Below are 24,242 nucleotides of genomic sequence, written 5' to 3'. Positions count from 1 at the left end.
TCCCTGGACGGTTCTTCGCTGTGACACTTGACACCTTTCCCCGGTGAAACCTAAAGTAAATGCCAAGTCGTTTTGGCAAAACGATTTTTCACCCCGATAGTCTCTCCGTTTCCGTTCAAGAGAAAGTGAGTCGACAGCGATGTCCACTCGTAAAAACATCAACAGGCTCGCCACCATCGGCGGTATCTGCACCGTCGTCGCCCTGGCTGCCTCCGGGTGCGGCGCAGGGGGCCCGGCATCATCGTCCGGGAGCGCCGGCACCAGCACCGTAAACGTCCTGGTGGAAGCCGGCGGCCACGCCGAGCTGACGGGCGTCGCGGAACAATGCAAGAAGGAAACCGGCGTCGACGTCAACTTCGTCGAACTGCCCTACGACGGCATGTTCAACCGTCTCTCCAGCGAATTTTCCTCCGGCACGGTCTCCTTCGACGTCGCCGCCCTGGACTCCGTCTGGCTGCCCAGCTTCAAGGACGCCGTCCAGCCCATTGACGAACTCTTTACCGATGAGGCAAAGAAGGACATCTTCCCGGCGTTGGTCAAGGAAGCCAACGTGGACGGCCATTTCATCGGGATGCCCGCCTGGACCAACGCGGAAATCATCCTGTACCGCAAGGATCTGTTCGAGGACGCCAAGAACAAGGCTGACTTCCAGGCCAAGTACGGCTACGGGCTCGCCGCCCCTACAACATGGAAGCAGTACCAGGACATTTCCGCGTTCTTCACCAAGGACGGCATGTACGGAACCGACGTCAAGGGCGGTGTGGAAACCGAATGGCTTGCCCACGTCCTGCAGGCCGGCTCGCCCATGGTCCTGGATGCGAACAACAAGGTGGTCATCGACAACGCCGCCCACAAGGAAGCCCTGGACTTCTACACCAGCCTCGTCAAGGACGCGCCCTCGGGTGCCGCACAGGTTGACTGGGCTGCCGCGCAGAACCTGTTCAACCAGGGCAAGACGGCCATGACCCGTTTCTGGGCCCACGCTTACCGCCAGATCCCCAAGGACTCGGCAGTGGCCGGCAAGGTTGGTGCTGCACCCATGATCGCCGGTTCAGCCGGCGTCGGCGGCGTGCCAGGCCCCTGGTACCTGTCCGTACCGAAAGCCACCAAGAACGCGGACGCCGCCAAGAAGTTCGTCAAGTGCGCCTACGACTACAACGACAAGGGTATCGAGTCGAATCTTGGCCTGGCCGCACGCATCTCCGCCTTCGAGAAATACCAGGACAAGCCAGGCTATGAGAGCTTCAAGCCCCTGATCCAGACCCTCAACGGCAAGGCCACGGCCACGCGCCCCGCTACCGAAAAGTGGCAGCAGATCGTGGACACCGTGCTGGTGCCCATGCTCCAGAAGGCTGTCGCCGGCGGTGACTCCGCAACTCTCCTCGCCGATGCCAAAAAGCAGATCGAGGACCTCCTTAAGTAAGACCCCCGCGGCCGGCGCCTGACTCACCGGCGCCGGCCGCGGCCCCAACCAGCGGAAGAGAAAACCGTGCGTATCTCCGATCGCCGCTTCGCATTGTTCCTGATGACACCAGCGGCGCTGTTCCTGGCAGTTTTTGTGGCCTTTCCGCTGTTCCGCCTGGTGGCGGACAGCTTCTTCAAGATTTCCCCGATTGCCGGCGGCTCCCGCGAGTTCGTAGGCCTGGACAACTACGTCAGGGCCTTCGCCTCGGAGGCCTTCACCGGCGCAGGGTGGCGGACACTTGCCTACACCCTGGTGGTGGTCACGCTGGAATTCGCGCTGGGCCTGGGCATGGCGCTGCTGTTCACCATGCTGGGCAAGAGCTCCCAGATCTGGCGGACCGTCTTCATGTATCCGCTGATGATCGCCCCCATCGTGGCCGGCCTGCTGTGGAAATTCCTGATGATCGACAACTTCGGCCTGATCGGAACCCTCCTGCACCAGGCGGGGATCCTGTCCGACCCCAACCAGATCGGCTGGCTGTCGGACCCGGGCATCGTGCTCTACTCGGTGGCCGTCCCTGACATCTGGCTGACCACATCGTTCATGTGCCTGGTGCTCTTCGCAGGCCTGCAAAACATCCCCGGTGACCTGATCGAGGCAGCACGGCTGGACGGTGCACGCGCACCGGCACTGCTGTTCCGGATCATCCTGCCCCTGCTGCGGCCGGTCATCGCCGTCGCCCTGGTGGTCCGCGGCATCGACGCAGCCCGCGCCTTTGACACCATCCTCATCCAAACCAATGGCGGCCCGCAGTCCGCGTCGGAAACCATGAGCCTGCTGATCTACCGGACCATGATCCGGTTCGGAGACCCCGGGCTGGCAAGCGCCATGGGCACCCTCTACCTGCTGGCGATGCTTGCTGTCGCCTTCGTGGCGGTATCCACCATTTGGCGGCCAGGGAAGGACAACTGATGAGAACCGCAGAAAGAGTCAGGCACGACGGCGGGGCCACGCCCATGGCGCCCGGGACACCTTCGGCGCCGGTCGCCACAGGCAAGGAACGCATGCGCCGCGGTGTGAACCGGGAAGGCCTGGAAGCGGGCCGGCGCGGCACCCGCACGCTGCTGTGGGTCCTCCTGGCGGCAGCGATGGTGCTGTACGGGTTCCCGTTCCTGTACCTGCTGTTCACGTCCTTTAAGACGCCGATCGACACCATCGCGGTGCCGCCCACCATCCTTCCCCGGGAGTGGACGCTGGAGAACTACGCCAATGCGCTGGGCCGCAGCGGCGTGCCGGCGTCGTTCATCAACAGCATCCAGACGGCCATCATCAGTACCGTGCTTTCGCTGGTGCTGGCGGTGCCGGCGGCATACGGCATCACCCGGTACAAGACCCTCAGCGGCCGGATCTTCATCATGGCCGCGCTGGTGACCCGGATGGTGCCGCCGGTGGCCATCGGAATCCCGCTGGCGTCCATGATGGCCTCAATGGGGTTGGCCGACACTCCCATTGCACTGTCCATCGCCCACACCACCATTTCCTTGCCGCTCTCGATCTGGCTCATGTCCAGCTTCTTCGAAGCGGTGCCGAAGGACCTGGAGGAAGCGGCCACCGTGGACGGGTGCAGCCGGCTGGGAGCCCTGTGGCGCGTGGTGATCCCGGTGGTGTCCGGCGGCATCGCGGTCACAGCCATCTTCGCCTTCCTGGCCTCCTGGAACGAGTTCCTGTTCGCGCTCCTGATGACGGCCATCCGCTCCCAAACAACGCCCGTGGTGATCGCGAACTTCCAGACGCAGTTTGGCCTGGACTGGGGATCCATGACGGCCCTCGCCGCCGTGTATTCCATCCCCGTCATCCTCCTCACGCTGCTCCTGCAGCGCAGGATCGTGGCGGGCATGACCCTCGGCGCCGTCAAGGGCTAGATCACCAGCAACGAGTAGCCTACTGGTAGCCCCAGGGGCATCACTGACCATAAGGACGTGGGAGACAGATGAGCAACAAGAACATCGGCATCAAGGACGTGGCCGTGGCCGCCGGCGTGTCCGTCACCACCGTCTCCCATGTCCTCAATGACGTCTCATACGCCAGGGTGAGTCCGGAAACCCGGAACAAGGTGCGGTCCGCCGCCGAGCAGTTGGGGTACGGGCCAAACCGCCTGGCCCAGGCGCTGCGCACGCAGAGGACCGGCATGCTGGGCCTGGTCAGCGAGGATATCGCCACCACGCCGCACGCCGGGCGGATCATCCTCGGCGCCGACGAGGCCGCCAAAGCACGCGGGTACAACCTGATGATCATCAACACCTCCGGCTCGGCCAGCCTGGAGTCCCGGGAGGCCGACGTCGAGGCCCTCCTGGACCGCCGGGTGGACGGAATCCTCTACGCCACCATGTACCACCGCAACGTGGAACTGCCACCCAACCTCGGCAGCGTGCCCTCCGTGCTGGTGGACTCCGTGGCCACCGGCGGAAACATCACCGCAGTGATCCCGGATGAGGAAGGTGGTGCCCGCGCGGCCGTGACCGCGCTCCTCGAAGCGGGCCACACCCGGGTGGGATTCATCAACAACACTGACGACGTCCCCGCGACCCGTCAGCGGCTCCGGGCCTTCCGGGCCACGCTGACGGAAGCAGGGCTCGACGGCGACGCGGCACCTGTCGAGTCCGAGGTTTCCGAGGTGCATGGCGGCTATGAAGCGGCCCGGCGCATCCTGGCAGGCGCCCACCGGCCGACGGGCCTGTTCTGCTACAACGACCGGATGGCCATGGGCGCCTATCGCGCCGCTGCCGAACTGGGCCTGTCCATCCCGGCCGACCTTTCGATTGTCGGCTTCGATGACCAGGAACTGATCGCCGCCAACCTTTATCCGGGCCTCACCACCGTGGCCCTGCCGCACTACGAGATGGGTGCCTGGGCCACCGAGCACCTGATCGACGCCGTCGAGGGGAAGACGGACCTTTCCCTCATGGCCCTTCACCCGACCATCCTGAGTTGCCCCCTGGTGCGCCGCGACTCCATCGCGGCGCCCCGCCAGTAGGCAGCCAGCTCCTTCCACTTCCCAAGGGGAACACCAGACATGTCCAGTTGCCTTGATGCCGCCCGCCCGGAAACAGCTCCGGCAGAAATCTCCAGGTTCCGGCCTGCCATCCACTTCACGGCAAGGGATACCTGGCTGAACGATCCCAACGGCCTGGTGTTCCACGACGGCCTGTACCACCTCTTCTACCAAAACAACCCCTATGGCAGCGTCTGGGGCAACATGTCCTGGGGCCACGCCACCTCCCGTGACCTGCTGCACTGGACGGAACACCCGGTGGCGATTGCGTGCGACGAGACAGAGGACATCTTCTCCGGCAGCGTCGTGGTGGACCGCGGCAACACGGCCGGTTTCGGCACGGCGGACGCACCCGCCCTGGTGGCCATCTACACCAGTGCCTTCAAAGCCGCGTCAGAACTGAACGGCACGCAGGCCCAGTCCCTCGCGTACAGCACCGACGGCGGCATGACGTGGCAGAAATACGACGGAAACCCTGTCCTCACCAGGAATTCGGCGAACTTCAGGGATCCCAAGGTGTTCCGCTACCAAGGGGAGCTGGGCGCGTACTGGGTCATGGTCGCGGTCGAAGCGCATCACCAGCAGGTGGTCTTCTACCGTTCGGATGACCTCAAGTCGTGGGATTTCCTGAGTGATTTCGGCCCGGCCAACGCCGACGCCGGTGACTGGGAGTGCCCCGATCTTTTTCCCCTCGCAGTGGACGGGGACCCGGCCAACACCAAATGGGTCCTGATCGTCAACGTCAACCCCGGCGCAGTGGCTGGGGGATCCGGTGGCCAGTACTTCGTGGGCCAGTTCGACGGCGCCCGGTTCGTTCCGGACGCAGGTTCCCTCGTGGCTCCGGCCGGGCTGCGTACCGTCCCGGACCCCTCGGAGGCTTCGGCCGCGCTGCGGCAGTGCCTGTGGCTTGACTGGGGACGCGACTGCTACGCCTCCGTTTCGTTCAGCAACGCCCCGGATGACCGGCGCATCATCATCGGCTGGATGAACAACTGGGACTACGCCAACGAACTGCCCACAGCCCCATGGCGCTCTTCCATGACCCTGGCCCGCGAACTGCGTCTCACCGCAGTCGATGGCTGCGCCCGCCTGGTCCAACAGCCGGTCCTGCCGGAACCCGGCACAGGGGGAGCACTGCCCGCCGCAGGGGAGCACCTGACCGTGGAAACGGTTGAGCTGCGGAACGAAGCCCTCCGCCTGCCGGACCCCGTACCCGGCAGTGCCCAGGTCATCGAGGCTGACATACTGCCCGGCACGGCGGACCGGATCGGGTTCCAATTCTTCGGAAACAGCGACGGCACCGCCGGCGCCATCCTCAGTTACGACCCAGCAACTGCCCAACTCATCCTTGACCGCAGGCAGTCGGGAAACACTGGCTTTCACGGGAAATTCGCTTCGGTTGAGTCCGCGCCGGTCCACCTTGAAAACGGTGTCCTGAAGCTGCTGATTGTCGTGGACCACTGCTCGGTCGAAGTCTTCGCCCAGGGCGGCAGGACGGTCCTGACGGATCTCATCTTCCCAGGCCCCGGCAATACGGAGAACCGGCTGACGGTCGACGGAGGCCCGGCAACAATACTCAAGCTCGCCGTCAGTGAACTTGCTTAACGGTTCGCCCTCGCCCAACGAAAGGTCCAAAAAGATGCCAACAGTCCAGCAGGCTGCCGACCCAAGGCAGGGCATCGACGTGGTTGTTGTCGGTGAAGCCCTCATGGACATCGTGGTCACGCCGCGGGGCACCGTGGAGCACCCCGGCGGGTCGCCGGCCAACGTGGCCTATGGGCTGGGGCGGCTGGGGGCAAGCACGGCATTGTTCACCTCGATCGGCGACGACCACCACGGCTCCGCCATCGAACAGCACCTCCAAAGCGCGGGAGTCCAACTCCTGCCGGGTTCCCGGGTCCGCGGCGCAACCTCTACGGCCACCGCGGTTCTGGCGTCCGACGGTTCCGCCCAGTACGACTTCAACATCCGGTGGGACCTCCCACGGACCGCCCCGGCGGTCCTTCCCAAAATCCTGCACACCGGTTCGATCGCCTCCTTCCTGGCACCGGGCGCGCAAGGAGTCAGGGAGCTCCTTGAGCAGTCCCACGAGCGCTGCGTGGTCACCTACGATCCCAACATCCGCCCTGCCCTGCTCGGCAGCCACTTTGAGGCAAAGACCGTCTTCGAGGAACTTGTTCCGTTCACGGAGGTGGTGAAACTCAGCGATGAGGACGCCCGCTGGCTCTATCCGCGGCTGGCCGTGGATGACATCGCACAGCGAATCGTTGGGCTTGGGGCCGGTCTCGTCGCCGTCACCATGGGCGCGGAAGGATCCCTGCTCACAACAGGTGGCGCACGGGTGGAAGTACCGTCCGTCAGGTCGGCGGTGGTGGACACCATCGGGGCCGGCGACTCGTACATGGCTGCCCTCATCTACGGACTGCTTATGCGCGGAGCAGACGGGCTGGCACCGTCGGTGCTGGAGTCCCTGGGCCGCATGGCATCCAAGGCAGCGGCCATCACGGTGCGCCGCCCAGGGGCCCACCCTCCAACACTGGAGGAACTGCGGGAGGACCTTCCCGAGCATCAGCCGGTGGCCCCATGAACACCACAACACAAAGGGAAGAAGCCATGTCCAGCAACAACTACTACGACGTGACGACGTGGCCTGCCGGCGACCCGTTCGAGGACGTCGGTGAAGTCATCAACAGCATCATCGATGACATCAAGCACCGGCAGGCCGCCACCGATGCGAACAGCGGCGGAAAACCCGGCGCGGTGATCTACATACCGCCGGGGGACTACCGGCTGCGTACCCAGGTGCTGATCGACATCAGCTTCCTCAAGATCCAGGGATCGGGACACGGGTTTACGTCCTCCAGCATCCGGTTCAACGTTCCCGAAGACGACTGGCCCAACCTGCACGAGCTGTGGCCCGGCGGCAGCCGCATCCTGGTGGACATTCCCCTCAGTGGCGGCAGCGGGGAATCCCAAGGCGCCGCCTTCTACGTGGAGCGAACCGGGAGCCCGCGGATCAGCTCGGTGGAGTTCTCCAATTTCTGCATTGACGGGTTGCACTTCAGCCCGGACGGCTCGGGGATGCATCCGGAGAACACGTACGTCAACGGCAAGACTGGCATCCATGTGGCGAACGCGAATGACTCGTTCCGCGTCAACGGCATGGGATTCGTGTACCTCGAGAACGCCCTGACCATCTACAACGCTGATGCGCTTTCCATCCACGACAATTTCATCGCCGAATGCGGAAGCTGCATTGAACTGCGCGGGTGGGGGCAGGCGTCAAAGATCACTGACAACCTGATCGGGGCAGGCTTCAAGGGCCACTCGATCTACGCGGAGAAGCATGGCGGCCTCCTGGTCACCGCAAACAACGTCTTCCCCCGGGGTGCCAGCAGCATCCGTTTCAACGGCGTCACGCGCTCAAGCGTCACCAACAACCGCCTGCATTCGTTCTACCCCGGCATGGTGGTGCTCGAAGCGAACAGTTCGGAAAACCTCGTGGCCACGAACCACTTCCTGCGCGACCATGAGCCATGGACCCCGTTCCAGGGAGTCGGGAACGGTCTGGACGACCTCACAGGGCTTCTCTGCGTCAGCGGCAACAGCAACTCGGTGATCGGGAACCACTTTTCCGAGGTCATCGACGCGCACAGCGTCCGGCCGGCCGGCGCCACGCCGGTCATCATCCGGCTGATGGAGGGGGCGGGCAACTTCGTTTCCAACAACCATGTGGTGGCCCTTGACGTTAATGCCTCGTCGAGTGACTCCTGCTTCGAGGCCCAGGTGGGCGCCCTGCTGGCCACTGGCGCTGCCGACGGCCTCGCCGTGACGGCCGTCGTGGTCGATTCCGCGTCAACGCGGAACACCATCCTTGATTCCGGAACTGACGCCCAAATCAGCGCTGACAGGGCCGCGAATGCCGTCAGGGCCACCCCAAAGGCCGGCTGACAACGACAAGCCGGCTGACAACGACAAGAGGTCCCCGGCGCCGGAATGCTCGCCGGGGACCTCTTGGCAGCGGGACGGTCAGTGCGTCAGGTCCTTGCCCTTGGTCTCAGGGATGGTGAACACAAATGCGGCGCTGACCACCAGCAGCAGCACTGCGTACGCATTGAACACCTGCGGCGCGCCAAGCGAGGAACCCAGCCACTGCTGCAGGTAAGGGGCGGTGCCACCGAACAGGGCCACGCAGATGGAGTAGGGGACGCCCACGCCTACGGTGCGGATGGACGTTGGGAACAGCTCGGCGTACACGGCGGGGACGATGGCTGCGCTCGCGGCGATGAACACCAGCATCACGGACATGGAGACCGCCAGCTGCCAGGCCGAATCCTTCAGGAGCCAGGTCATGGGGAAGTGCAGCACTGCCGAGCCGATGGCGCCGGCCCAGAGGACTTTCTTGCGGCCGATGCGGTCGGACAGCTTGCCCCATACCGGCAGCGCGGCGATGAAGACGATATTCGCGATGACGCCGGCCCACAATGCCTCGCCGCGGTCGATCTTCAGGGCGGTGGTGGCGTAGCTCGGTGCCACGACGCCCCAGATGTAGTAAATCACCGTGAGGCCCACGGTCAGGCCGATGACCTGCAGCGCCTGCTTGCGGTAGCGGACAATCTGCGGCCAGATCCGCGCGCGCTTTTCGGTGACGGCTTCGCCCTGGAAGGCCTCGGTTTCGTGCAGCCGCGACCGCATGATCAGCGCGTACAGGCCCATGGCGGCACCGATGAGGAACGGCACTCGCCAGCCCCACGCGTTCATCGCCTCGGTGCTCAGGGCCATGTTCAGCACGGCTCCCAGCAGCGTGCCGAAGAGGATGCCCACCGTCCCCGACGTGTAGATCAGGGTGGCCCAGAAGCCGCGGTGCTCCTTGGGAGCCATCTCGGACAGATACGTTTGCGACGACGGCAGCTCACCGCCGTGCGCCAGGCCCTGCACCAGCCGGGCCACCAGCAGCATCAGGGAAGCGAACGCCCCGACGCTGGCAAAGGTGGGGGCGACGCCGATCATCAGGCTGCCCAGCGACGCGAGGCCGACGGCGAGCGTCATCGACGTCTTGCGGCCCACCCGGTCGCCGATCCAGCCGAAGAGGAAGCCGCCGAAGGGCCGGGCCACGAAGCCCACGGCGAAGATCGCCAGCGTGGACAGGACGGCCGATGCCGGGTCCGCTTTGCTGAACAGCTGGCTGGCAATGAACGGGGTAAACGTGGCGTAGATGGCCCAGTCGTACCACTCAACGGCGTTGCCGATGCCGGTGCCGACGACGGTCTTGGCGGTGGACATGCGTCCAGTCTGTGGCTTGGTTGCTGCAACGGACATGGTCTTCTTCCTGGTGGGTTGGGGCATGGTGGCGGTGCTGCCGGGCTAGGAGGCCTGCGAAAGGGCGGCCAGCCGGGAGATGGCGAGTTCCGCATAGAGGGCGGCCCCGTCAGCCAGCACGCCGTCGTGGAACGTTGCGTAGGGTGAATGGTTGAACGGCGAGGTTGCCGGATCGCCGCCCGGGGCCACGGCGCTGAGCCCCACAAAGGTGCCCGGTACCTCTTCGAGGACCCGGGAGAAGTCCTCCGAGCCGCTGAGGGGGGTGGCCCAGCGCGAGAGGCGGCGCTCGCCGAAGAGTTCGGTGATCACCTTTTCGGCGGTGTGGGTTTCGTCCTCGCTGGTGATGGTGAGGGGATACTCCTGCAGGTAGTCGACGGCGACCTCCACCCCGTGCGCGGCGGCGATTCCCTTGAGCAGGCGCGGCACGGCGTCCATCATCTTCAGGCGCGATGCTTCGGAGAACGTCCGGATGGTGGCCTCGATGCGGGCCGATTCGGGGATGACGTTCCGTTTGGTGCCGGCATGGAGCACGCCCACGGACAGGACCACGGGATCGAACATGTTGAACTGCCGGGTGACCATGACCTGCAGGGCAGTCACCATCTCTGCCGCCACGGTCACCGGATCCTTCGCCGAGTGCGGGGCCGAGCCGTGGCCGCCGGCGCCCAGCACCGTGACTTCCAGCCCGTCGGAGGCGCTGAGCATGACGCCGGGCTTGGTGCAGAAAGTGCCATGCGGTTCCAGTGAGGAGAACACGTGCATGCCGTAGGCCGCCTGGACGCGCGTGCCCGCGGCGTCCAGGACACCTTCCCGGAGCATGTAGCTGGCGCCGTCGAACCCTTCCTCACCCGGCTGGAACATGAGGACGACGTCGCCACGGAGTTGGTGCCTCTTCTCGGCCAAAAGGGTGGCGGCACCGGCGAGCATGGAGGTGTGCAGGTCGTGGCCACACGCGTGCATGGCACCGTCAGCCTGGGAGGTGAAGTCCACGCCGGTCTTCTCCTGGACAGGCAACCCGTCCATGTCGGCGCGAAGCAGGACGGCGGGGCGGACCGCGCTGTCCCCGGCATGGCTGTCCCCGGCACTGCTGCCGCCGTTCCCCTGCTCCCCGCCCGGGTGCCCGCCGCGCAGGACCGCGGTGACCGACGTCGTGTCCTTGCCCAGCGTGATCTCGTAGGGAAGTCCGTCCAGCGCCTGAAGGACCCGCTCCTGGGTGCGGGGGAGGTGCAGGCCAATTTCCGGCTGCCGGTGCAGGTCGTGGCGGAGCCGGATGAGGTCTACCTGCAGGTCCTTGGCGTCGTCGGTTATGGGCACGTGTCACTCCTTGGAAATAGGCATCAGGGCTTGTGGACTATTCTGAAGTGGCGTGGTTCACATCAGACGAAAGCGCTGGAATTATTCGTGGAATGCCGTTTGCGGGCAGAATTCGCGCATCAAAGAAAGGTGGTCCGATGGAGCTCAGTGAGGATGACCTTGCCCTGATCCAGGTCCTGCAGGCCGCGCCGCGCCTGGGGTGGACGGACGCTGCCAAGGTACTGGACGAGCATGCCACCACGCTGGCGGCCCGCTGGGAGCGCCTTACGGAAAGCGGGGCGGCGTGGGTGACGGCGCACCTGGCGGGTGACCCGAAGCAGATGCTCCTGGCCTACGTGGCGGTGGACTGCGAAATGAACCGCCGGGACAGTGTCACGGCGGAACTGGCTGCTGTTCCCGAGATCGTGACGGTGGAGGAGGCGGCCAGCAACCGCGACCTGATGCTGACCGTCATCACACGTTCACTGGAGGAGTTCAGCGACAAGATCATTACCCGCCTCAAAGCGGTTGAGGGGCTCACAAAATACCAGGTGGCCCTGTGCACCCGGCTGCACAGCAGTGGCGACGACTGGCGGTTGAATGTCCTGAGCCGTTCACAGTTGGCCACGCTGCGGACGCTTGGCTCCCCGGCTGCTCCGGATTCCGCTCGGCCCGGCCACCTTCCGCAGAGCCACCTCGACCTGCTGCCGTTCCTTGCCAGGGACGGCCGCGCGACGGCGGCTGGGATGGCCCGCTCCCTCGGACGGCACCCGGCAACCGTGCAGCGTCAGTTGAACCGCGTGCTGGCAAGCGGCATCCTGTCGTTTCGCTGCGAGATCGCCCAGCGGTATTCGTCGTTTCCGGTGACCTGCCAGTGGTTTGTCAACGTACCAGCGGGCCAGCATGAGGCGGCTGCCGCCGGGATCCGCACCATTAGCAATGTCCGGTTGAGTGCCTCCACCACCGGGCCCACCAACTTTGTCATCATCATGTGGCTCCACACGCTGGCGGATGTCATGTCCGCCGAACTGGCGCTGCAGCAGAAGGTGCCGGGCATCGAGATCGTGGAAAGTGCGGTGATGCTGCGCACCGTCAAGCGGGTGGGCTGGATGCTGAAGGAAGACACGACGGCGAGTGGCGCCGTCGTGCATGCCGGAAGCCTGGGTGCCGCGGAGTGAGCGGGCATTGCGCCGCAACAGCGCACACGTCCCCTGGATAGCACGCTTCATCTTTAATAGTTCCGCATTACGGATTTATCTTTCCGGAAACATCCGTTTCCTACCGTTGGGGTGATCCTGCGGCGTCCGATGGCGCCGCCGTCCGAAGCAGGCGTCCTCCTGGATGACGTCCTCCCTAACGAACAGGCACCCCGCATGAAGACCACCGCGCCCGCACCGCAGCCGCAAGTTCCGGCATCCGCGCCACGCACGAAACAGCTGTACAGGTCCCTCTTCGTCCAAATCCTCGCGGCGGTGGTGGCGGGTATCCTGGTGGGCCACTTCTGGCCGGATCTCGGCGCAGGGCTCCGTCCGCTGGGCGACGGCTTCATCCAGCTGATCAAGATGATCATCGCGCCGCTGATTTTCCTGGTCATCGTCACCGGCATCGCCGCGGTCAGCGACGTGAAGGCGGTGGGCCGGGTGGGTATCAAGGCCCTGGCCTACTTCACGGGTGCCACCCTGTTCGCGCTGGTCTTAGGGCTGGTGGTGGGGAACCTGGTGCAGCCGGGAGCCGGGCTCAACATCGACCCCGCAACCCTGTCCCAGGATGCCCTCAATGCCAAAACCGCCACCGCCCCGCCCAAGGATGCCGGAGCCTTCCTGCTGGGCATCATCCCCACCAGCGTCATTGGCGCCTTTGCCGGCAACAACCTCCTGCAGGTCCTGTGCTTCTCCGTGTTCTTCGGGGCGGCGATCGTCGTCGTCGGACGTGAACGCTGCCTGCCGGTGATCACCCTGATGGAAACGGTGCTGGAACTGTTCTTCAAGATCATGGCCTGGGTGATGCGGGCAGCGCCGGTGGGTGCCTTCGGTGCCATGGCCTTCATCATCGGCCAGTACGGCCTCGATTCCCTGGGGACGTACGCTGTGCTGATTGCGGCCTGTTACGGCGCCGCGGTGGCATTCATCGGGCTGCTGTTCGTGGTGGCGTGGGCCTACCCGCGGGTGCCGCTGTGGCAGTTCATGAAATATACGCGCGAGGAGTTCCTCCTGGCGCTGGGGACGGCGTCCACGGAGTCCGTACTGCCCCGGATCATGACCAAGCTGACCAACGCCGGCTGCTCGCGTGCCACCACCGGGCTGGTGGTTCCCACCGGCTACTCCTTCAACCTTGACGGGGCCGCCCTGTACCTCTCCATCTCGCTGCTCTTCCTGGCGCAGGCATTTGGCTACAACCTGGACCTGGGCCAGCAGTTGGCGGCCCTGGGAGTCCTGATGCTGACATCCAAGGGCATGGCGGGCGTTCCCGGTTCCGCCTTCCTGGCCCTTTCCGCCACCGCGGGGGCGCTGGGCATCTTCCCGGTGGCCGGCGTCGCGCTGCTGCTGGGCGCCGACCGGCTGATGGACTCCATGCGCGTCGTGGTGAACCTGCTGGGAAACTGCGTGGCCACCTTTGTCGTGGCCAAGTGGGAAGGGCAGTTCGACCGCGCCGCCATGTTGCGTGCATTTGCCGGTGAAGGTACGACGGCGGAAGCGGCCGGGCAGCCAGCCCCCACCAAGGTGCCGCAAGAGGAAGCGCCGCGCTCCGCCGTCGGGCCTGCCCACCAAAGCGCCGTGTCAGGCGGCGTCCCTGCGGAGCCCGCCGCGCCGGCGGTGGTCCCGTAGGTTCACCACCTCCTTCAGCCCCATGCTGCACAATGTCCCCATGACGTTTGCCAATGTGGGACTTCTTGGAACCAAGCCAGGCCAGCGCGACGCCCTCGTGGCCATCCTGCTCCGGCCCAAGCCCGGGATGAAGGAAGCCGGCTGCCTTCTCTATGAGGTGGGCATCAACGATGACCTGCCGGACACCGTCTTTGTTTCCGAACTCTGGGAATCCGCGGAAGCGCACCAGGCGTCGCTGGAACTGGCCAGCACGCGCGCCGCAATCGCCGAGGCGATGCCGCTGCTCTCAGGGGAGATGGGAGGCCACCGGTTTGCCGTTGTGGGGTCACCCCTGCGCTGACGGCGCCGGAGGCAGCCTGCCCAATAAACAGGTCTCCTGGACAGGGTGTTCTGTGATGAGTGGATTGCGGCGATTGGGGTAAGGGAGGACACATGAAACCGTTGCCCGCACTTGAGCTTGTCACCCGTTTCGAAGATGCCGAATGGCTTGACCCGTTGGCCAGGACTGTCCGGAAAGCCGTCAAGAAAGTCATCAAGCCCCAGTGGGCCCGGGACATCCTGCACGGCGTCCCCATCGGCCACCCGGTCCACCCCCTCGCTGTCCAGGTGCCGATTGGCGCCTGGGTCTCGGCGGGCGTGCTTGATGCCGTTCCCGGTGGCGAAAAAGCTGCCAGGTTGTTGATCGGTGTGGGCACCGCAAGCGTGCTTCCGTCCGCGCTGGCCGGGCTCATGGACTGGTCGCAGCTGCACCCGCAGCAGCAGCGGGTGGGCCTGGTGCACGCGGCGGCCAACGTCACGGCAACAGGCCTCTACATTGCATCACTCGTCCAGCGGGCCAGGGGCGGCCAGGGCGGCGGCAAGGTGCTTGCGTACCTGGGGCTCGCCACTGTGGGCGCCGGCGGGTTCCTTGGCGGGCACCTGACCTACCGCCAAGCCGCAGGGGTCAACCACAGCGAGGAGATTCCGCACCGCTTTCCCTCCGGCTGGCATCCGCTGTCCCCGCTGGCCGAACTGCCGGAGGGCGGCCTCCATAAGCGCGTCGTGGCCGGTATTCCGCTGCTGGTCCACCGCGAGGGCACCACCATCAATGTGCTGTCCGATGTCTGCAGCCACCTTTCCGGACCGCTTCACGAAGGCAAGATCAAGGACGTCGGCGGGGACGCATGCGTGGTCTGCCCCTGGCACCGGAGCACGTTCGCACTGCGCACGGGCGAAGTGAAGGCCGGTCCCGCCACGTCCAGGCAGCCGGTCTTCGAAACGCGCGTCACCGGGGACACCGTAGAGGTGTGCCTGCCCGGGGCCGACGGGTAGTGCGGGCGGACGGGTAGTAAGGACATTCGGCCCTACTGGCTGCTGTCACGCCGGGGAAAACTGGCTCCATGGGTTGGCTGCGTGTACGGTGAGTGACCTCCGGCAGGACATTGCGTCTCTCTACAAAACCCGCAAAGGAACTGTCGACTTCGTGGACGTTCCTCCGCTGCTCTTCGCTGTCGTCCAGGGTCAAGGGGACCCTGATGGGCCAGCATTCGCCGGGGCGGTGCAGGCGCTGTTTACCGTCAGCTACGCGGCACACTTTGGTCTTAAGAAGCAGTCCGGTGAGGTGACAAAAGTGATGCCCCTCGAAGCCTTGTGGTGGTTCGAGGACCCGGATCACACGGAGCCGCCGGAAGCCGTGAGCGCAGGCTTCACGGGACTCGGGGGCTTTGCCCGGGAGTCATGGCGCTGGCAGGCCATGATGGTGCAGCCTGAACCGATCGATGAAGCCCTTCTTGAGCGGGCCGTGGAAGAATCCCGTCCCAAAGGGCTTCCCGGTTTGGAGTTGGTCCGCTTCGAGCGTTGGGAAGAGGGCCGCTGCGCGCAGGCGCTCCATATCGGTCCCTACGCGGATGAAGGCCAGACCATCGCCCTTCTGGACGCGGCCATCACGGCCGCCGGATTTAAGGTCCGGGGGCGGCACCATGAGATCTACCTCGGCGATCCGCGACGCAGCGCACCGGAAAAGCTGCGCACTTTGCTTCGCCACCCAGTGGTGTGATTCATGATGGTGCGGATTTCAGAACCACGGGAGATTGCCTCCGGAGTGGTCCTCATGACCACCGGTTCAGGGCCCATGGCCTCAAATCTCTACCTTGTGAGGTCAGGTTCCGCGTGGGTGATGGTTGACTGCGGATGGGCGGCCAGTGCGGAGCCGGTCCGCAAGGCTGTGGAAGACATGCTCGGATCCGGGACTGCGCCCGCAGCCATCTTCCTGACGCACATCCATCCCGACCACTCGGGCGCTGCCGGGGCCCTGGCACGGCGGTGGGACATCCCGGTGTTCGTCCACCAGGCTGAATTGCCCATGGCTGCCGGGCGGTACATCCCTGAGTTCTCCATGCCGTTGGACCGGTGGCTCATCGCCCCGTTCCTGTGGTCCCTGCCGGCCCGTGCACGCCGGCGGGTTGAAGCCGCAGGCGACATCACCGACGTGGTGCAGAGCCTGCCCCGGGACGGAAAAATGCCAGGTCTACCCGAGTGGGTCGCCGTCCCAACGCCCGGCCACACCGCCGGACACGTGGCCTACTGGCGATCCCGCGACGGTGTCCTGATCACTGGTGATGCTGTTGTGACGGTCAACTTGAACTCGATTCGCGGGCTCCTGCCGGGAAGACAGGATCTGTCCGGGCCTCCCTGGTACACCACGTGGAACTGGAAGCTGGCCATGGAATCAGCCAGGCGCCTGGCGGAGCTGGGCCCACGGTTGCTGGCACCCGGGCACGGACCGCCCCTGGCCATGGGGGTGGTGCCCCGGCTCCGGGCCCTGGCCGCCAGGGAGCGTGCCTTGCGGATTCCACTTCGTCGCCGCCTTGGGGGAGCGCCCGAGGCTGCATAGCCACATGGGCGTCGGCAGTAAACCAGGCATGCGTAACCGCTGCTCCGCCGCAGCCTGACGGTCAGTCTCAACCTACGTGGCCAGTCTTAGACGGCGAGGCGCTCCAGGAGCGCTTCCTCTAGGAGGCTTCGTTGCCCCGGGAGGGTGCCTGGCGGCCAGTGGGTTGGTTGGGGGTCTTGGTGTTCGGGGTTGTAGTGGCGGCCGGTGGGTGAGGTCCAGCCGGGTGGTCCGTTGTTGGTGGCGGGGTCGGGGGTCCAGGCGCGGGCGTGCTTCAAACGGTGATGTTTGGGGCAAAGCTGCGCCAGGTTCCGGACGGCTGTTCTGCCGCCGTGTTCCCAGGCTGTGCCATGGTCGGTGTGGTTGTCGGGGGTGTGGTTGCTGCAGCCGGGGAAGGTGCAATTTCCGTCCCGCATGCGGATCCATTGTTTGATGGTTTCGGGGAGCCGGTAGCGGGTGCGTCCGATCTCCAGGGGTGCCCCGTCGCGGGGGTCGACCAGGACGCGGTAGAACGACTCCGCCCCGTCCGCGACAAGCCTCCGCGCCATCGACGCCGGGATGGGGCCAAGGCCGTCCAGCACGGCCGGCTCATCGGTGAGTCCGAGCCGGGCGAAGACCGGGACGGTGACCAGGACATCGGCCCGCGGGGTGGGGACCTTGCCAACATCACCAGTGCTCCCTGTGCCGGAAACGCTGCCTGCGGCCGCCGTATCACCTGTAGCCCGTGCAGCCTCACCCACAGCAGCCTCGGCCGTGGCCGTGGTGTTTCCTGCGCCGAGGAGGAGTGCTGCTGCGATGTCGGGGCGGAGTTGGGTGAGGGTGCGGGTTTCGTTAGGGCCTTGGAGGCCGCGGGCGGTGGCGGTGGTGCGGTTCCAAATGGCGCAGGCGGTGTCGCCGGGGAGGTAGAGCGAGAGCCAGGCCATGCCGTCGCGGTCGGGGGTGTATTCCATCCGCCGGTCCGCGACGCCTTTGGCGTGGCGTTTTTCGAGGGTTTCGGGGTGGTGGCGTTCCCGCCAGGCGCGGACCTTGGCGCGGAACCGGGCGGGGACGAGTTCGCCGGGCGCGGCGCCGCGGGCGGGGTTGGGGGCGTCGGGGTCGAAGAAGTGCGCCACCAAGGCAGCAGCCCCGTCGGGGGTGAGGCCTTCGGTTTCGTCGGCGACAAGCCTGGCATGCTGCCACGACACCGATCCAGACGACAATGCACCCATCACCCGCGGCAATGAAAACATCCGCCGGGACTGCTCCACCAAAGCACCCGCCGCCCCAGAACTCACTGTCAGGACTCCGGCGATCTCCTCCACCGCGGACATCTCCGCAAACACTTGCTCATTCAGCGGGGCGTCGGGGGCAAGGAGTGCCTGCTGGATTTCGACGCACTCCGCCACATCGCGCGCCTTCACCGCCGCGAGCTGAGCCTCCAACCGCCACACAGCCGCCAACCGCTCCAGACACAACTCATACCGCCGCTGCAACACATCAACAGCGGCACCTGCGACGGCCCCCAAACCAGCTGAGTCGAGGGAAGCGTCTTCCAGAACCAGTACATCCAACGCAGCAACGGAGGCACGAACGGCCTCCATCACCGCCGCCAGGTCAGTACTGATTTCCATAAAAACATCGTCCTACGAGGCACTGACAATAATAGGTCGTGGGTAGGCCACGGCAGCAGACGCCCATCGCCGCAATGCAGCTCAGCCGGGTGCGGTGACCCATTCGCCGCTTCGCAGCACTGCCTTCAGGTTCAGGTCCTGGTCAAGAACGACGACGTCGGCCTGCATTCCGGCGCGCAGGTCGCCCGCATGCGCCGAGAGACCCAGCAACGATGCCGGGACTGCCGACGCGGAGGTGACGGCATCCCGCAACGGAACTCCGGCAGCAACGCAGGAGCGGATGACGTCCAGCAACGTGCTGGTGCCGCCGGCAATGGCGCCAGTGGCGTCAACCCGGGCTACGCCGCCGGCAACTGTGACGGAGAGGGACCCCAGCCTGTACTGTCCGTCCTCCAGCCCGGTGGCGGCCATCGAATCGGTCACCAGCGTGATGTTGTGCGGCCCCACAAGGTCAAACACCAACTTCACGGTTTCCGGTGCCAGATGCACGCCATCGGCAATCAGCTCCACCACAGCCTGCCCGGCCTTGGCTGCGCTGAGGCTCGCCGATACTGGCCCGGGGGAGCGGTGGTGAAGCGGAGGCATGGCATTGAACAGGTGGGTTACCGTTGGGCGGTTCCTGCCGGTGGAATTGCCGGCCGAGTCCAAAGCCGCGGCCGCGCGCGCCAGGAAGGCTGCCGCCGTCGCATGGTCCGCGGCGGTGTGGCCCAGGGATGGGATGATGCCGCGGGCCGCAAGCTGGGCGGCGAGTTCGGAGGCGCCGGGCAGCTCGGCCGCCAAGGTCATGGAGGCCAGGGTTGGCCCTGCCGCGGCCAGCATGCGGGCCACCACCTCAGGATCCGGCTCCAGGAGCAGGACGGGATCGTGCGCGCCACACTGCTGGCCTGAGAGGAATGGACCTTCCAGGTGCGATCCGGCAATCAGCCCCAGGCCTGCCAGCTCCCGCAGTATCTCCAGGTTCCGGACCAGGTCCCCGGGCTCTCCGGTAACCAGGCTGGCCAGCAGCGTGGTGGTCCCGCGGCTGTGCAGGTAGCGTGCCGCCCGCTCGGCGCCGTCGGGATCGCCCTCCGAGAAATCCGAACCGTAGGCGCCATGGCAGTGCACGTCCACCAGTCCGGGCACCAGGAAGCGTCCGCCGGGTGCGTCCGGCGGAAGTACCCCGGGGAAGTCCTGCGCCGGGCCCGCGAAAGTGACCAGGCCGCCGTCGGCCGCCACCACCCCGTCCGCAATATCCAGCGAGGCGGTGACGATGCGGCCGCGAAGAAACAGTTCCTTGCCCATCGTTTACCGTCCTTCGTTCGTGGGTTGGGGCAGCGGCACGGCCGCCACGGCGGCAGCCATGCGGGCGGCCAGTCCGTGGTCCGCGGCGCCGGCGCGGTCCCCGCCCGCCCCGCCCCCTTCCCGGGGCCGCGCCGAGGTGTGCACGGCATGGACTCCCGCTTCAAGGAGCGACGGTACCAGCGCCAGGGTGACACCCCCACCGGCCATGATCTGGACCGAGGGAGCACTCCGGCGTCCCTGCCGCACAATCCTGCGCAGCATCTCCAGCCCCGCGGCGCAGTCGGGGGCCCCACCACTGGTGAGGAGCCGGTCCACCCCTGCGTACTCCAGCCGGGAAAGTGCCCCGGCAGGGTCCAGGCCGGCGGCCAGGGCTGCGTCGAACGCGCGGTGGAACGTGACTTCGGCATCCGGCCTCACGGCCCGCACTGCTGCCACAATGTGCCGGATTGCCTGGACATCCGGGCCGCCGTCGGATGCCAGGACACCAACCACCACGCCCGCGGCTCCGGCACCCAAAGCCGCAGCGGCATCGCGCTCAATGACATCGAGCTCGCCGGGCGAATAGGTGAAGTTGCCCGGCCGCGGACGCACCAGGACATGGACGGGAAGGCCCAGGCCGCACGCCTGCCCGATGGTGCCGATGCTTGGCGTGACGCCCTCTGTCTCCGCCAGGGCGGCGCACAGTTCAACCCGGGCCGCGCCGACGGCGCCGGCCAGCCGGACGCCGTCGGCATTCTCCACGGCCAGCTCAAACTGCGGCGCGGTGCATTCCACGGACACCAGCCTGCCGCTCAGAGTCCCTGCCATGCCGGCTTCCGGCCGAAGGTGTCCTGGTAATACTCGCGGTGGGCGAGCCGGGAGGCTGCGGCCTCGTCCACCAGTACCGAGACGTGCGGGTGCAGCTGGAGGGCCGACGCCGGGCAGATGGCCGCTACGGGACCTTCGACGGCGGCAGCCACAGCCTCTGCCTTGGCCTCCCCCATGGCCAGCAGCAGCAGGTGCCGGGCCTCACGGATGGTTCCCAGGCCCTGGGTCAGCACATGGTCCGGCACCTCCTCCGGTGCATCAAAGAAGCGGGCGTTGTCCAGGCGCGTCTGCCGGGTGAGCGTCTTGATCCGCGTACGGGAGGCCAGCGAGGACATGGGTTCATTGAAGCCCACATGGCCATCCGTCCCGATGCCCAGAATCTGGATATCCACGCCGCCCGCGGCGGCGATCCGGGCCTCGTAAGCGGCGGCCTCCGCCTGCGGATCCCGGGCCATGCCGTCCAGTCCGCGGACCGCGCCGTCGCCGAAGTCCACGCTGGTCGTGAATTCCTCCCGGATGACCGAGTGGTATGACTGCGGATGCCCGGCAGGCAGTCCCACGTACTCGTCCAGCAGGAACGCCTGGGCCTGCGCGAAGCTCAGGCCGCCGCTGCGGTGCCGTCCGATAAGTTCCTGGTAGGTGCCCAGCGGGGTGGACCCGGTGGCCAGTCCCAGGACGGACGGGCCGCGGCGGACCTGGTCCTCGATGGCATCAGCGGCCGTGCGGGCCACGTCGTCAGGGGTGGGAAGGATGATGATTTCCATGCGCTCTGGGTGCTTCCGGTTGCAGTTGCGGGAGATGGGGATGAAAACGGGGTGGCGCTACTTGGCGGCGTCGGTCTCCACGGTGACTTCGTCGTCCTCGCGGCCGGGGGTGCGCAGATTCCAGCGCTTGATGACGAAGGAGAAGAGGAAGTAGTAGATCGCCGCGTAGCCAAGTCCTATGGGGATGAGCAGCCAGCCGTTCTGTGATTTGCCGAAGTTGAGGACAAAGTCGATCAGGCCTGCAGAGAATGTGAACCCGTGATGGATTCCCAGCGCGTTGACCAGGGCCATGGACGTTCCGGTCAGGACGGCGTGGACGATGTAGAGCGGGAAGGCCACGAACATGAAGGAGTACTCAAGCGGTTCGGTGATGCCGGTGAAGAAGGCGGTCAGTGCGGTGGAGAGCATGATGCCGCCGACGATCTTCTTCTGCGAGGGCTTGGCGTGGCGCCAGATGGCAAGCGCTGCTGCAGGCAGGCCGAACATCATGATGGGGAAGAAGCCGGTCATGAAGATGCCCGCGCTGGGGTCTCCGGCGAAGAAGCGGTTGAGGTCACCGCGGACCAGGTGGCCCGAGGCGTCGGTGTAGTCGCCGATGAGGAACCAGACGCCGGAGTTCAGGATGTGGTGCAGTCCCGCGGGGATCAACATGCGGTTGGCGAAGCCGTAGATCCCGCCGCCGGCAACAGCATTGCTGGCCACGGCCTGGCCCACCGCGGAAAGGCCGGCGTTGAAGAGCGGGTAGGCCAAGGCAAGGACGACGCCGGCTACCAGGCTGGAAACGGAGGTCAGGATGGGCACCAGGCGGCGGCCGCTGAAGAATCCAAGGAAGTCCGGCAGTTTTGTGCGGTAGAAGCGCTGCCACAGTGATGCGGAAAGCAGGCCCACCACAATGCCGGCCAAGACGCCGTAATTGATCATCGCCTGCTTGCCGGCCGGGTCAACCTGTCCTGCCAGGACCAGCGGGGACATGGCCTTGAAGACGCCGTCGATCACCATGTAGCCAACGACGGCGGCCAAAGCAGTGGAACCATCAGCCTTCTTGGCCCAGCCGATGGCAATGCCCACCGCAAAAATGAGCGGCAGCCAGGTGAAGACCGCATTGCCGGCTGCGGAGATGACGGCGGCGCCGCCTTCGAATCCAGGAATGGCGCCAAGCAGGTCGGCCTGGCCAATGCGCAGCAGGATGCCTGCGGCGGGAAGAACGGCGATGGGCAGCATCAGGGTGCGGCCCAGGCGCTGCAGTGTGGCAAACGCCTTGTTTGGCTTCTTTTCGGGAGCCAAGGCGGCGGTCTCGGATGTTGACATGGTTGCACCTCTGCGGGTTCGGGTGGGGCTTGTAAAGGAGGGGTTCCAGCCGGTACTGTCTGGTTATGACCAGTTCAGTGTGATTCATCCCACGAGTACCTGTCAAGGCAATGGGAAATCCCGCCGGGCCATTCAAAAGGCCGGTGGTGGAAGCCATAATTGGTCGCACTTGGGCCGCCGGCCCCGGTGAGGAAGCAGTGCTCCCAGCGGGCACCATCAGAAAGGGCAACCATGTCCAAAGCAGAAAAGATCATTGAAGGACTGGGCGGCGCCGGCAACATCGTGGAGATTGAAGCCTGCATTACCCGCCTTCGCACGGAGGTTAAAGATGGTTCCCTCGTGAACGAGGCCTCCTTGAAGGCCGCCGGAGCCCACGGCGTGCTGACCTCCGGCACGGCTGTCCAGGTCATTGTTGGCCCGGAGGCCGACAACCTGGCCGAAGACATCGAGGACCTCCTCTAGTGGGTCAGTCCCTGGTGGTGCTGGCACCCATCGCGGGTACCGTAATTCGCCTTGCCGAAGTCCCGGACCCTGTGTTCGCCGGCCAGATGGTGGGTTCCGGCGCCGCAGTGGAACCGCCGGCGGGCGAGATGTTCGACGTCGTGTCCCCCGTGGCGGGAAAGGTGGTCAAGCTGCTGCCGCACGCCTTTGTTGTGGTTGAGTCCTCGGGGCGCGGCGTCCTCACCCATGTGGGCATCGATACGGTCAAGCTCAAAGGCGAAGGCTTTAAGCTTCTGATTGCCCAAGGCGACACTGTCGACGCCGGCGCTGCCGTCATGCGTGTCGATCCCACCGCCGCCCTTGCGGCAGGTTACTCGATGGTGAGTCCCGTCGTCATCCTCGATACCAAGCCGGACGTGGCAACGCTTACTGGAGCCGGCACGGTCACCGCCGGCCAGGAGCTGTTCTCGCTGGACTAGGGGTTGGCTTCTAGAGCCGGACTTCCATGTTCAGCGAGTAGCGGTCGGAGCGGTACCACGAACGTGAATGTTCGATGGCAAGGGGGCCTGAATAGGACACCCGGTCGAAGGCCAGAACCGGCGCCCCCGTGCCGGTTCCGAGGAGCGCCCCCACATCCGCGGGGGCGCCCTCGGACCGCACGCTCTGCCGTGCCCTGTCGATCTGGTGCCCGAACTGCGCGGCGAGGGCTTTGTAAACCGAGCCGGTCAGGTCGATGTCCAGAAGGCCGCGGGCATGTTCGGGGTTGTACCAGGCGTCATCCACGCTGACCGGCCGGCCGTCTGCCAGGCGGAGGCGCTTCAAGTGGATGGCCTCGGAGCCCGGCGGCAGGCTGAGCGCCTCTGCCGTATCCGCGGGGGCAGCGCCCGCTTCGGCCACCAGCACCACCGTACTGGGCACGTGTCCCATCGCCTCCATTTCCTGCGTGAACGAGGCCAGGTGGAGTGTTGACTGCACTGGGGAATCCGCCACGAAGGTACCCTTCGCCGGAACCCGGACCAGGTGCCCCTCGTTGACCAGGCGGCCGATGGCGGCGCGGACTGTAATGCGGCTGACACCGTAGGAGTCCATGAGCGTCCGCTCGCTGGGAAGCCGGGCGCCGGGCTCCAGTTCCTCTTTGGCGAGCTTGAGTATGATCAACCGCAGCTGCTCGTGCTTGGGGACCTGGGTGTTATTGATGGCCGTGGCCGCCGCTCCGGCGGTGCTCCTTGATGTGGCGGACAATTGAGGCCCCTCCTGCTGCTGGATAA

At 65.9% G+C, this 24,242-nt stretch carries 23 protein-coding genes; 15 read left to right on the top strand and 8 right to left on the bottom strand.

The window, feature by feature from the left end:
* Positions 1-139: 139 nt before the first annotated feature.
* The 7 genes from ACEN9K_RS19520 to ACEN9K_RS19490 all read left to right on the top strand — a co-directional run bounded on the left by ACEN9K_RS19520 (position 140) and on the right by ACEN9K_RS19490 (position 8,408).
* Positions 140-1,423, top strand: coding sequence for an ABC transporter substrate-binding protein (locus ACEN9K_RS19520; protein ID WP_018771752.1), 1,284 nt, complete (start codon positions 140-142; stop codon positions 1,421-1,423).
* Positions 1,424-1,489: 66 nt separating this feature from the next.
* Positions 1,490-2,377, top strand: a complete 888-nt coding sequence (locus tag ACEN9K_RS19515) for a carbohydrate ABC transporter permease (protein WP_026266149.1) — start codon at positions 1,490-1,492, stop codon at positions 2,375-2,377.
* Complete coding sequence (locus ACEN9K_RS19510; RefSeq protein WP_144600184.1) at positions 2,377-3,327, top strand: carbohydrate ABC transporter permease; 951 nt, start codon at positions 2,377-2,379, stop codon at positions 3,325-3,327. The genes ACEN9K_RS19515 and ACEN9K_RS19510 overlap by 1 nt, the downstream gene beginning before the upstream one ends.
* A 68-nt stretch (positions 3,328-3,395) precedes the next feature.
* Positions 3,396-4,439, top strand: coding sequence for a LacI family DNA-binding transcriptional regulator (locus tag ACEN9K_RS19505; RefSeq protein ID WP_018771749.1), 1,044 nt, complete (start codon positions 3,396-3,398; stop codon positions 4,437-4,439).
* Positions 4,440-4,478: 39 nt separating this feature from the next.
* Entirely contained in the window at positions 4,479-6,062 is a 1,584-nt protein-coding gene (locus ACEN9K_RS19500; RefSeq protein WP_056391679.1) for a glycoside hydrolase family 32 protein, read from the top strand.
* 34 nt (positions 6,063-6,096) lie between these two features.
* Entirely contained in the window at positions 6,097-7,044 is a 948-nt protein-coding gene (locus ACEN9K_RS19495; protein ID WP_134165098.1) for a carbohydrate kinase family protein, read from the top strand.
* A gap of 26 nt (positions 7,045-7,070) precedes the next feature.
* The gene (locus ACEN9K_RS19490; RefSeq protein ID WP_495635730.1) at positions 7,071-8,408 is read left to right on the top strand and encodes a NosD domain-containing protein; all 1,338 of its coding nucleotides are present in this window, start codon (positions 7,071-7,073) and stop codon (positions 8,406-8,408) included.
* 78 nt (positions 8,409-8,486) lie between these two features.
* Here ACEN9K_RS19490 and ACEN9K_RS19485 read toward each other — a convergent pair whose 3' ends face one another.
* On the bottom strand, positions 8,487-9,776 hold the full coding sequence (locus ACEN9K_RS19485; protein WP_026266147.1) for an MFS transporter: 1,290 nt from the start codon (positions 9,774-9,776) through the stop codon (positions 8,487-8,489).
* 45 nt (positions 9,777-9,821) lie between these two features.
* Positions 9,822-11,090 carry a M20 metallopeptidase family protein gene (locus tag ACEN9K_RS19480; RefSeq protein ID WP_495634894.1) on the bottom strand — a complete coding sequence of 423 codons (1,269 nt, stop codon included), beginning with the start codon at positions 11,088-11,090 and terminating at the stop codon, positions 9,822-9,824.
* A 137-nt stretch (positions 11,091-11,227) separates the two neighbouring features.
* Between ACEN9K_RS19480 and ACEN9K_RS19475 the strand changes: the two genes are divergently transcribed.
* From ACEN9K_RS19475 to ACEN9K_RS19450, 6 genes are all read left to right on the top strand, one after another.
* Positions 11,228-12,247: an Lrp/AsnC family transcriptional regulator gene (locus tag ACEN9K_RS19475; RefSeq protein WP_144600185.1), complete on the top strand. Its 1,020-nt coding sequence runs from the start codon at positions 11,228-11,230 to the stop codon at positions 12,245-12,247.
* Between the two features lie 195 nt (positions 12,248-12,442).
* A complete protein-coding gene (locus ACEN9K_RS19470) occupies positions 12,443-13,894 on the top strand; it encodes a cation:dicarboxylate symporter family transporter (protein WP_495635729.1) in 1,452 nt (483 codons plus the stop codon).
* A gap of 40 nt (positions 13,895-13,934) precedes the next feature.
* Entirely contained in the window at positions 13,935-14,234 is a 300-nt protein-coding gene (locus ACEN9K_RS19465; protein ID WP_026266145.1) for a putative quinol monooxygenase, read from the top strand.
* A gap of 92 nt (positions 14,235-14,326) precedes the next feature.
* Positions 14,327-15,205 (top strand): Rieske (2Fe-2S) protein, encoded by an 879-nt coding sequence (locus tag ACEN9K_RS19460; RefSeq protein WP_134165102.1) that lies wholly within the window; start codon positions 14,327-14,329, stop codon positions 15,203-15,205.
* Between the two features lie 151 nt (positions 15,206-15,356).
* On the top strand, positions 15,357-15,929 hold the full coding sequence (locus tag ACEN9K_RS19455) for a GyrI-like domain-containing protein (protein WP_495634893.1): 573 nt from the start codon (positions 15,357-15,359) through the stop codon (positions 15,927-15,929).
* Positions 15,930-15,932: 3 nt separating this feature from the next.
* Positions 15,933-16,766, top strand: coding sequence for an MBL fold metallo-hydrolase (locus ACEN9K_RS19450; protein WP_018771738.1), 834 nt, complete (start codon positions 15,933-15,935; stop codon positions 16,764-16,766).
* Between the two features lie 86 nt (positions 16,767-16,852).
* Here the strand turns inward: ACEN9K_RS19450 and ACEN9K_RS19445 are convergent, their stop codons facing one another.
* The 5 genes from ACEN9K_RS19445 to ACEN9K_RS19425 all read right to left on the bottom strand — a co-directional run bounded on the left by ACEN9K_RS19445 (position 16,853) and on the right by ACEN9K_RS19425 (position 22,533).
* The gene (locus tag ACEN9K_RS19445) at positions 16,853-18,373 is read right to left on the bottom strand and encodes an HNH endonuclease signature motif containing protein (protein WP_495634892.1); all 1,521 of its coding nucleotides are present in this window, start codon (positions 18,371-18,373) and stop codon (positions 16,853-16,855) included.
* 81 nt (positions 18,374-18,454) lie between these two features.
* A complete protein-coding gene (locus ACEN9K_RS19440) occupies positions 18,455-19,654 on the bottom strand; it encodes an N-acetylglucosamine-6-phosphate deacetylase (RefSeq protein ID WP_495634891.1) in 1,200 nt (399 codons plus the stop codon).
* 3 nt (positions 19,655-19,657) lie between these two features.
* The gene (locus ACEN9K_RS19435; RefSeq protein ID WP_495634890.1) at positions 19,658-20,461 is read right to left on the bottom strand and encodes a copper homeostasis protein CutC; all 804 of its coding nucleotides are present in this window, start codon (positions 20,459-20,461) and stop codon (positions 19,658-19,660) included.
* Positions 20,446-21,225: a glucosamine-6-phosphate deaminase gene (gene nagB, locus ACEN9K_RS19430; protein ID WP_495634889.1), complete on the bottom strand. Its 780-nt coding sequence runs from the start codon at positions 21,223-21,225 to the stop codon at positions 20,446-20,448. Before nagB ends, ACEN9K_RS19435 begins: the two co-directional genes overlap by 16 nt.
* Before the next feature lie 57 nt (positions 21,226-21,282).
* On the bottom strand, positions 21,283-22,533 hold the full coding sequence (locus ACEN9K_RS19425; protein WP_018770723.1) for a PTS transporter subunit EIIC: 1,251 nt from the start codon (positions 22,531-22,533) through the stop codon (positions 21,283-21,285).
* 231 nt (positions 22,534-22,764) lie between these two features.
* Here ACEN9K_RS19425 and ACEN9K_RS19420 point away from each other — a divergent pair, with 231 nt between their 5' ends.
* Both ACEN9K_RS19420 and ACEN9K_RS19415 read left to right on the top strand, forming a co-directional pair.
* Entirely contained in the window at positions 22,765-22,995 is a 231-nt protein-coding gene (locus tag ACEN9K_RS19420) for a PTS sugar transporter subunit IIB (RefSeq protein ID WP_018770722.1), read from the top strand.
* Positions 22,995-23,453, top strand: coding sequence for a PTS sugar transporter subunit IIA (locus ACEN9K_RS19415; protein ID WP_495634888.1), 459 nt, complete (start codon positions 22,995-22,997; stop codon positions 23,451-23,453). The genes ACEN9K_RS19420 and ACEN9K_RS19415 overlap by 1 nt, the downstream gene beginning before the upstream one ends.
* 10 nt (positions 23,454-23,463) lie before the next feature.
* Here ACEN9K_RS19415 and ACEN9K_RS19410 read toward each other — a convergent pair whose 3' ends face one another.
* Entirely contained in the window at positions 23,464-24,216 is a 753-nt protein-coding gene (locus ACEN9K_RS19410) for a GntR family transcriptional regulator (RefSeq protein ID WP_018770720.1), read from the bottom strand.
* Positions 24,217-24,242: the final 26 nt, after the last annotated feature.

Source organism: Pseudarthrobacter sp. Pseusp20 (genome assembly GCF_059492155.1).
Note: the sequence above shows the minus strand (reverse complement) of the source record. Positions and strands in the feature narration are given on the sequence as shown.

Bases quoted from the DNA above. Each gene is read 5' to 3' on its own strand.
- ACEN9K_RS19520 (WP_018771752.1), top strand. From the start codon at position 140: ATGTCCACTCGTAAAAACATCAACAGGCTCGCCACCATCGGCGGTATC.
- ACEN9K_RS19510 (WP_144600184.1), top strand. From the start codon at position 2,377: ATGAGAACCGCAGAAAGAGTCAGGCACGACGGCGGGGCCACGCCCATG.
- ACEN9K_RS19505 (WP_018771749.1), top strand. From the start codon at position 3,396: ATGAGCAACAAGAACATCGGCATCAAGGACGTGGCCGTGGCCGCCGGC.
- ACEN9K_RS19500 (WP_056391679.1), top strand. From the start codon at position 4,479: ATGTCCAGTTGCCTTGATGCCGCCCGCCCGGAAACAGCTCCGGCAGAA.
- ACEN9K_RS19495 (WP_134165098.1), top strand. From the start codon at position 6,097: ATGCCAACAGTCCAGCAGGCTGCCGACCCAAGGCAGGGCATCGACGTG.
- ACEN9K_RS19490 (WP_495635730.1), top strand. From the start codon at position 7,071: ATGTCCAGCAACAACTACTACGACGTGACGACGTGGCCTGCCGGCGAC.
- ACEN9K_RS19485 (WP_026266147.1), bottom strand. From the start codon at position 9,776: ATGTCCGTTGCAGCAACCAAGCCACAGACTGGACGCATGTCCACCGCC.
- ACEN9K_RS19475 (WP_144600185.1), top strand. From the start codon at position 11,228: ATGGAGCTCAGTGAGGATGACCTTGCCCTGATCCAGGTCCTGCAGGCC.
- ACEN9K_RS19470 (WP_495635729.1), top strand. From the start codon at position 12,443: ATGAAGACCACCGCGCCCGCACCGCAGCCGCAAGTTCCGGCATCCGCG.
- ACEN9K_RS19465 (WP_026266145.1), top strand. From the start codon at position 13,935: ATGACGTTTGCCAATGTGGGACTTCTTGGAACCAAGCCAGGCCAGCGC.
- ACEN9K_RS19460 (WP_134165102.1), top strand. From the start codon at position 14,327: ATGAAACCGTTGCCCGCACTTGAGCTTGTCACCCGTTTCGAAGATGCC.
- ACEN9K_RS19450 (WP_018771738.1), top strand. From the start codon at position 15,933: ATGATGGTGCGGATTTCAGAACCACGGGAGATTGCCTCCGGAGTGGTC.
- ACEN9K_RS19445 (WP_495634892.1), bottom strand. From the start codon at position 18,373: ATGGAAATCAGTACTGACCTGGCGGCGGTGATGGAGGCCGTTCGTGCC.
- ACEN9K_RS19440 (WP_495634891.1), bottom strand. From the start codon at position 19,654: ATGGGCAAGGAACTGTTTCTTCGCGGCCGCATCGTCACCGCCTCGCTG.
- ACEN9K_RS19435 (WP_495634890.1), bottom strand. From the start codon at position 20,461: ATGGCAGGGACTCTGAGCGGCAGGCTGGTGTCCGTGGAATGCACCGCG.
- nagB (WP_495634889.1), bottom strand. From the start codon at position 21,225: ATGGAAATCATCATCCTTCCCACCCCTGACGACGTGGCCCGCACGGCC.
- ACEN9K_RS19425 (WP_018770723.1), bottom strand. From the start codon at position 22,533: ATGTCAACATCCGAGACCGCCGCCTTGGCTCCCGAAAAGAAGCCAAAC.
- ACEN9K_RS19420 (WP_018770722.1), top strand. From the start codon at position 22,765: ATGTCCAAAGCAGAAAAGATCATTGAAGGACTGGGCGGCGCCGGCAAC.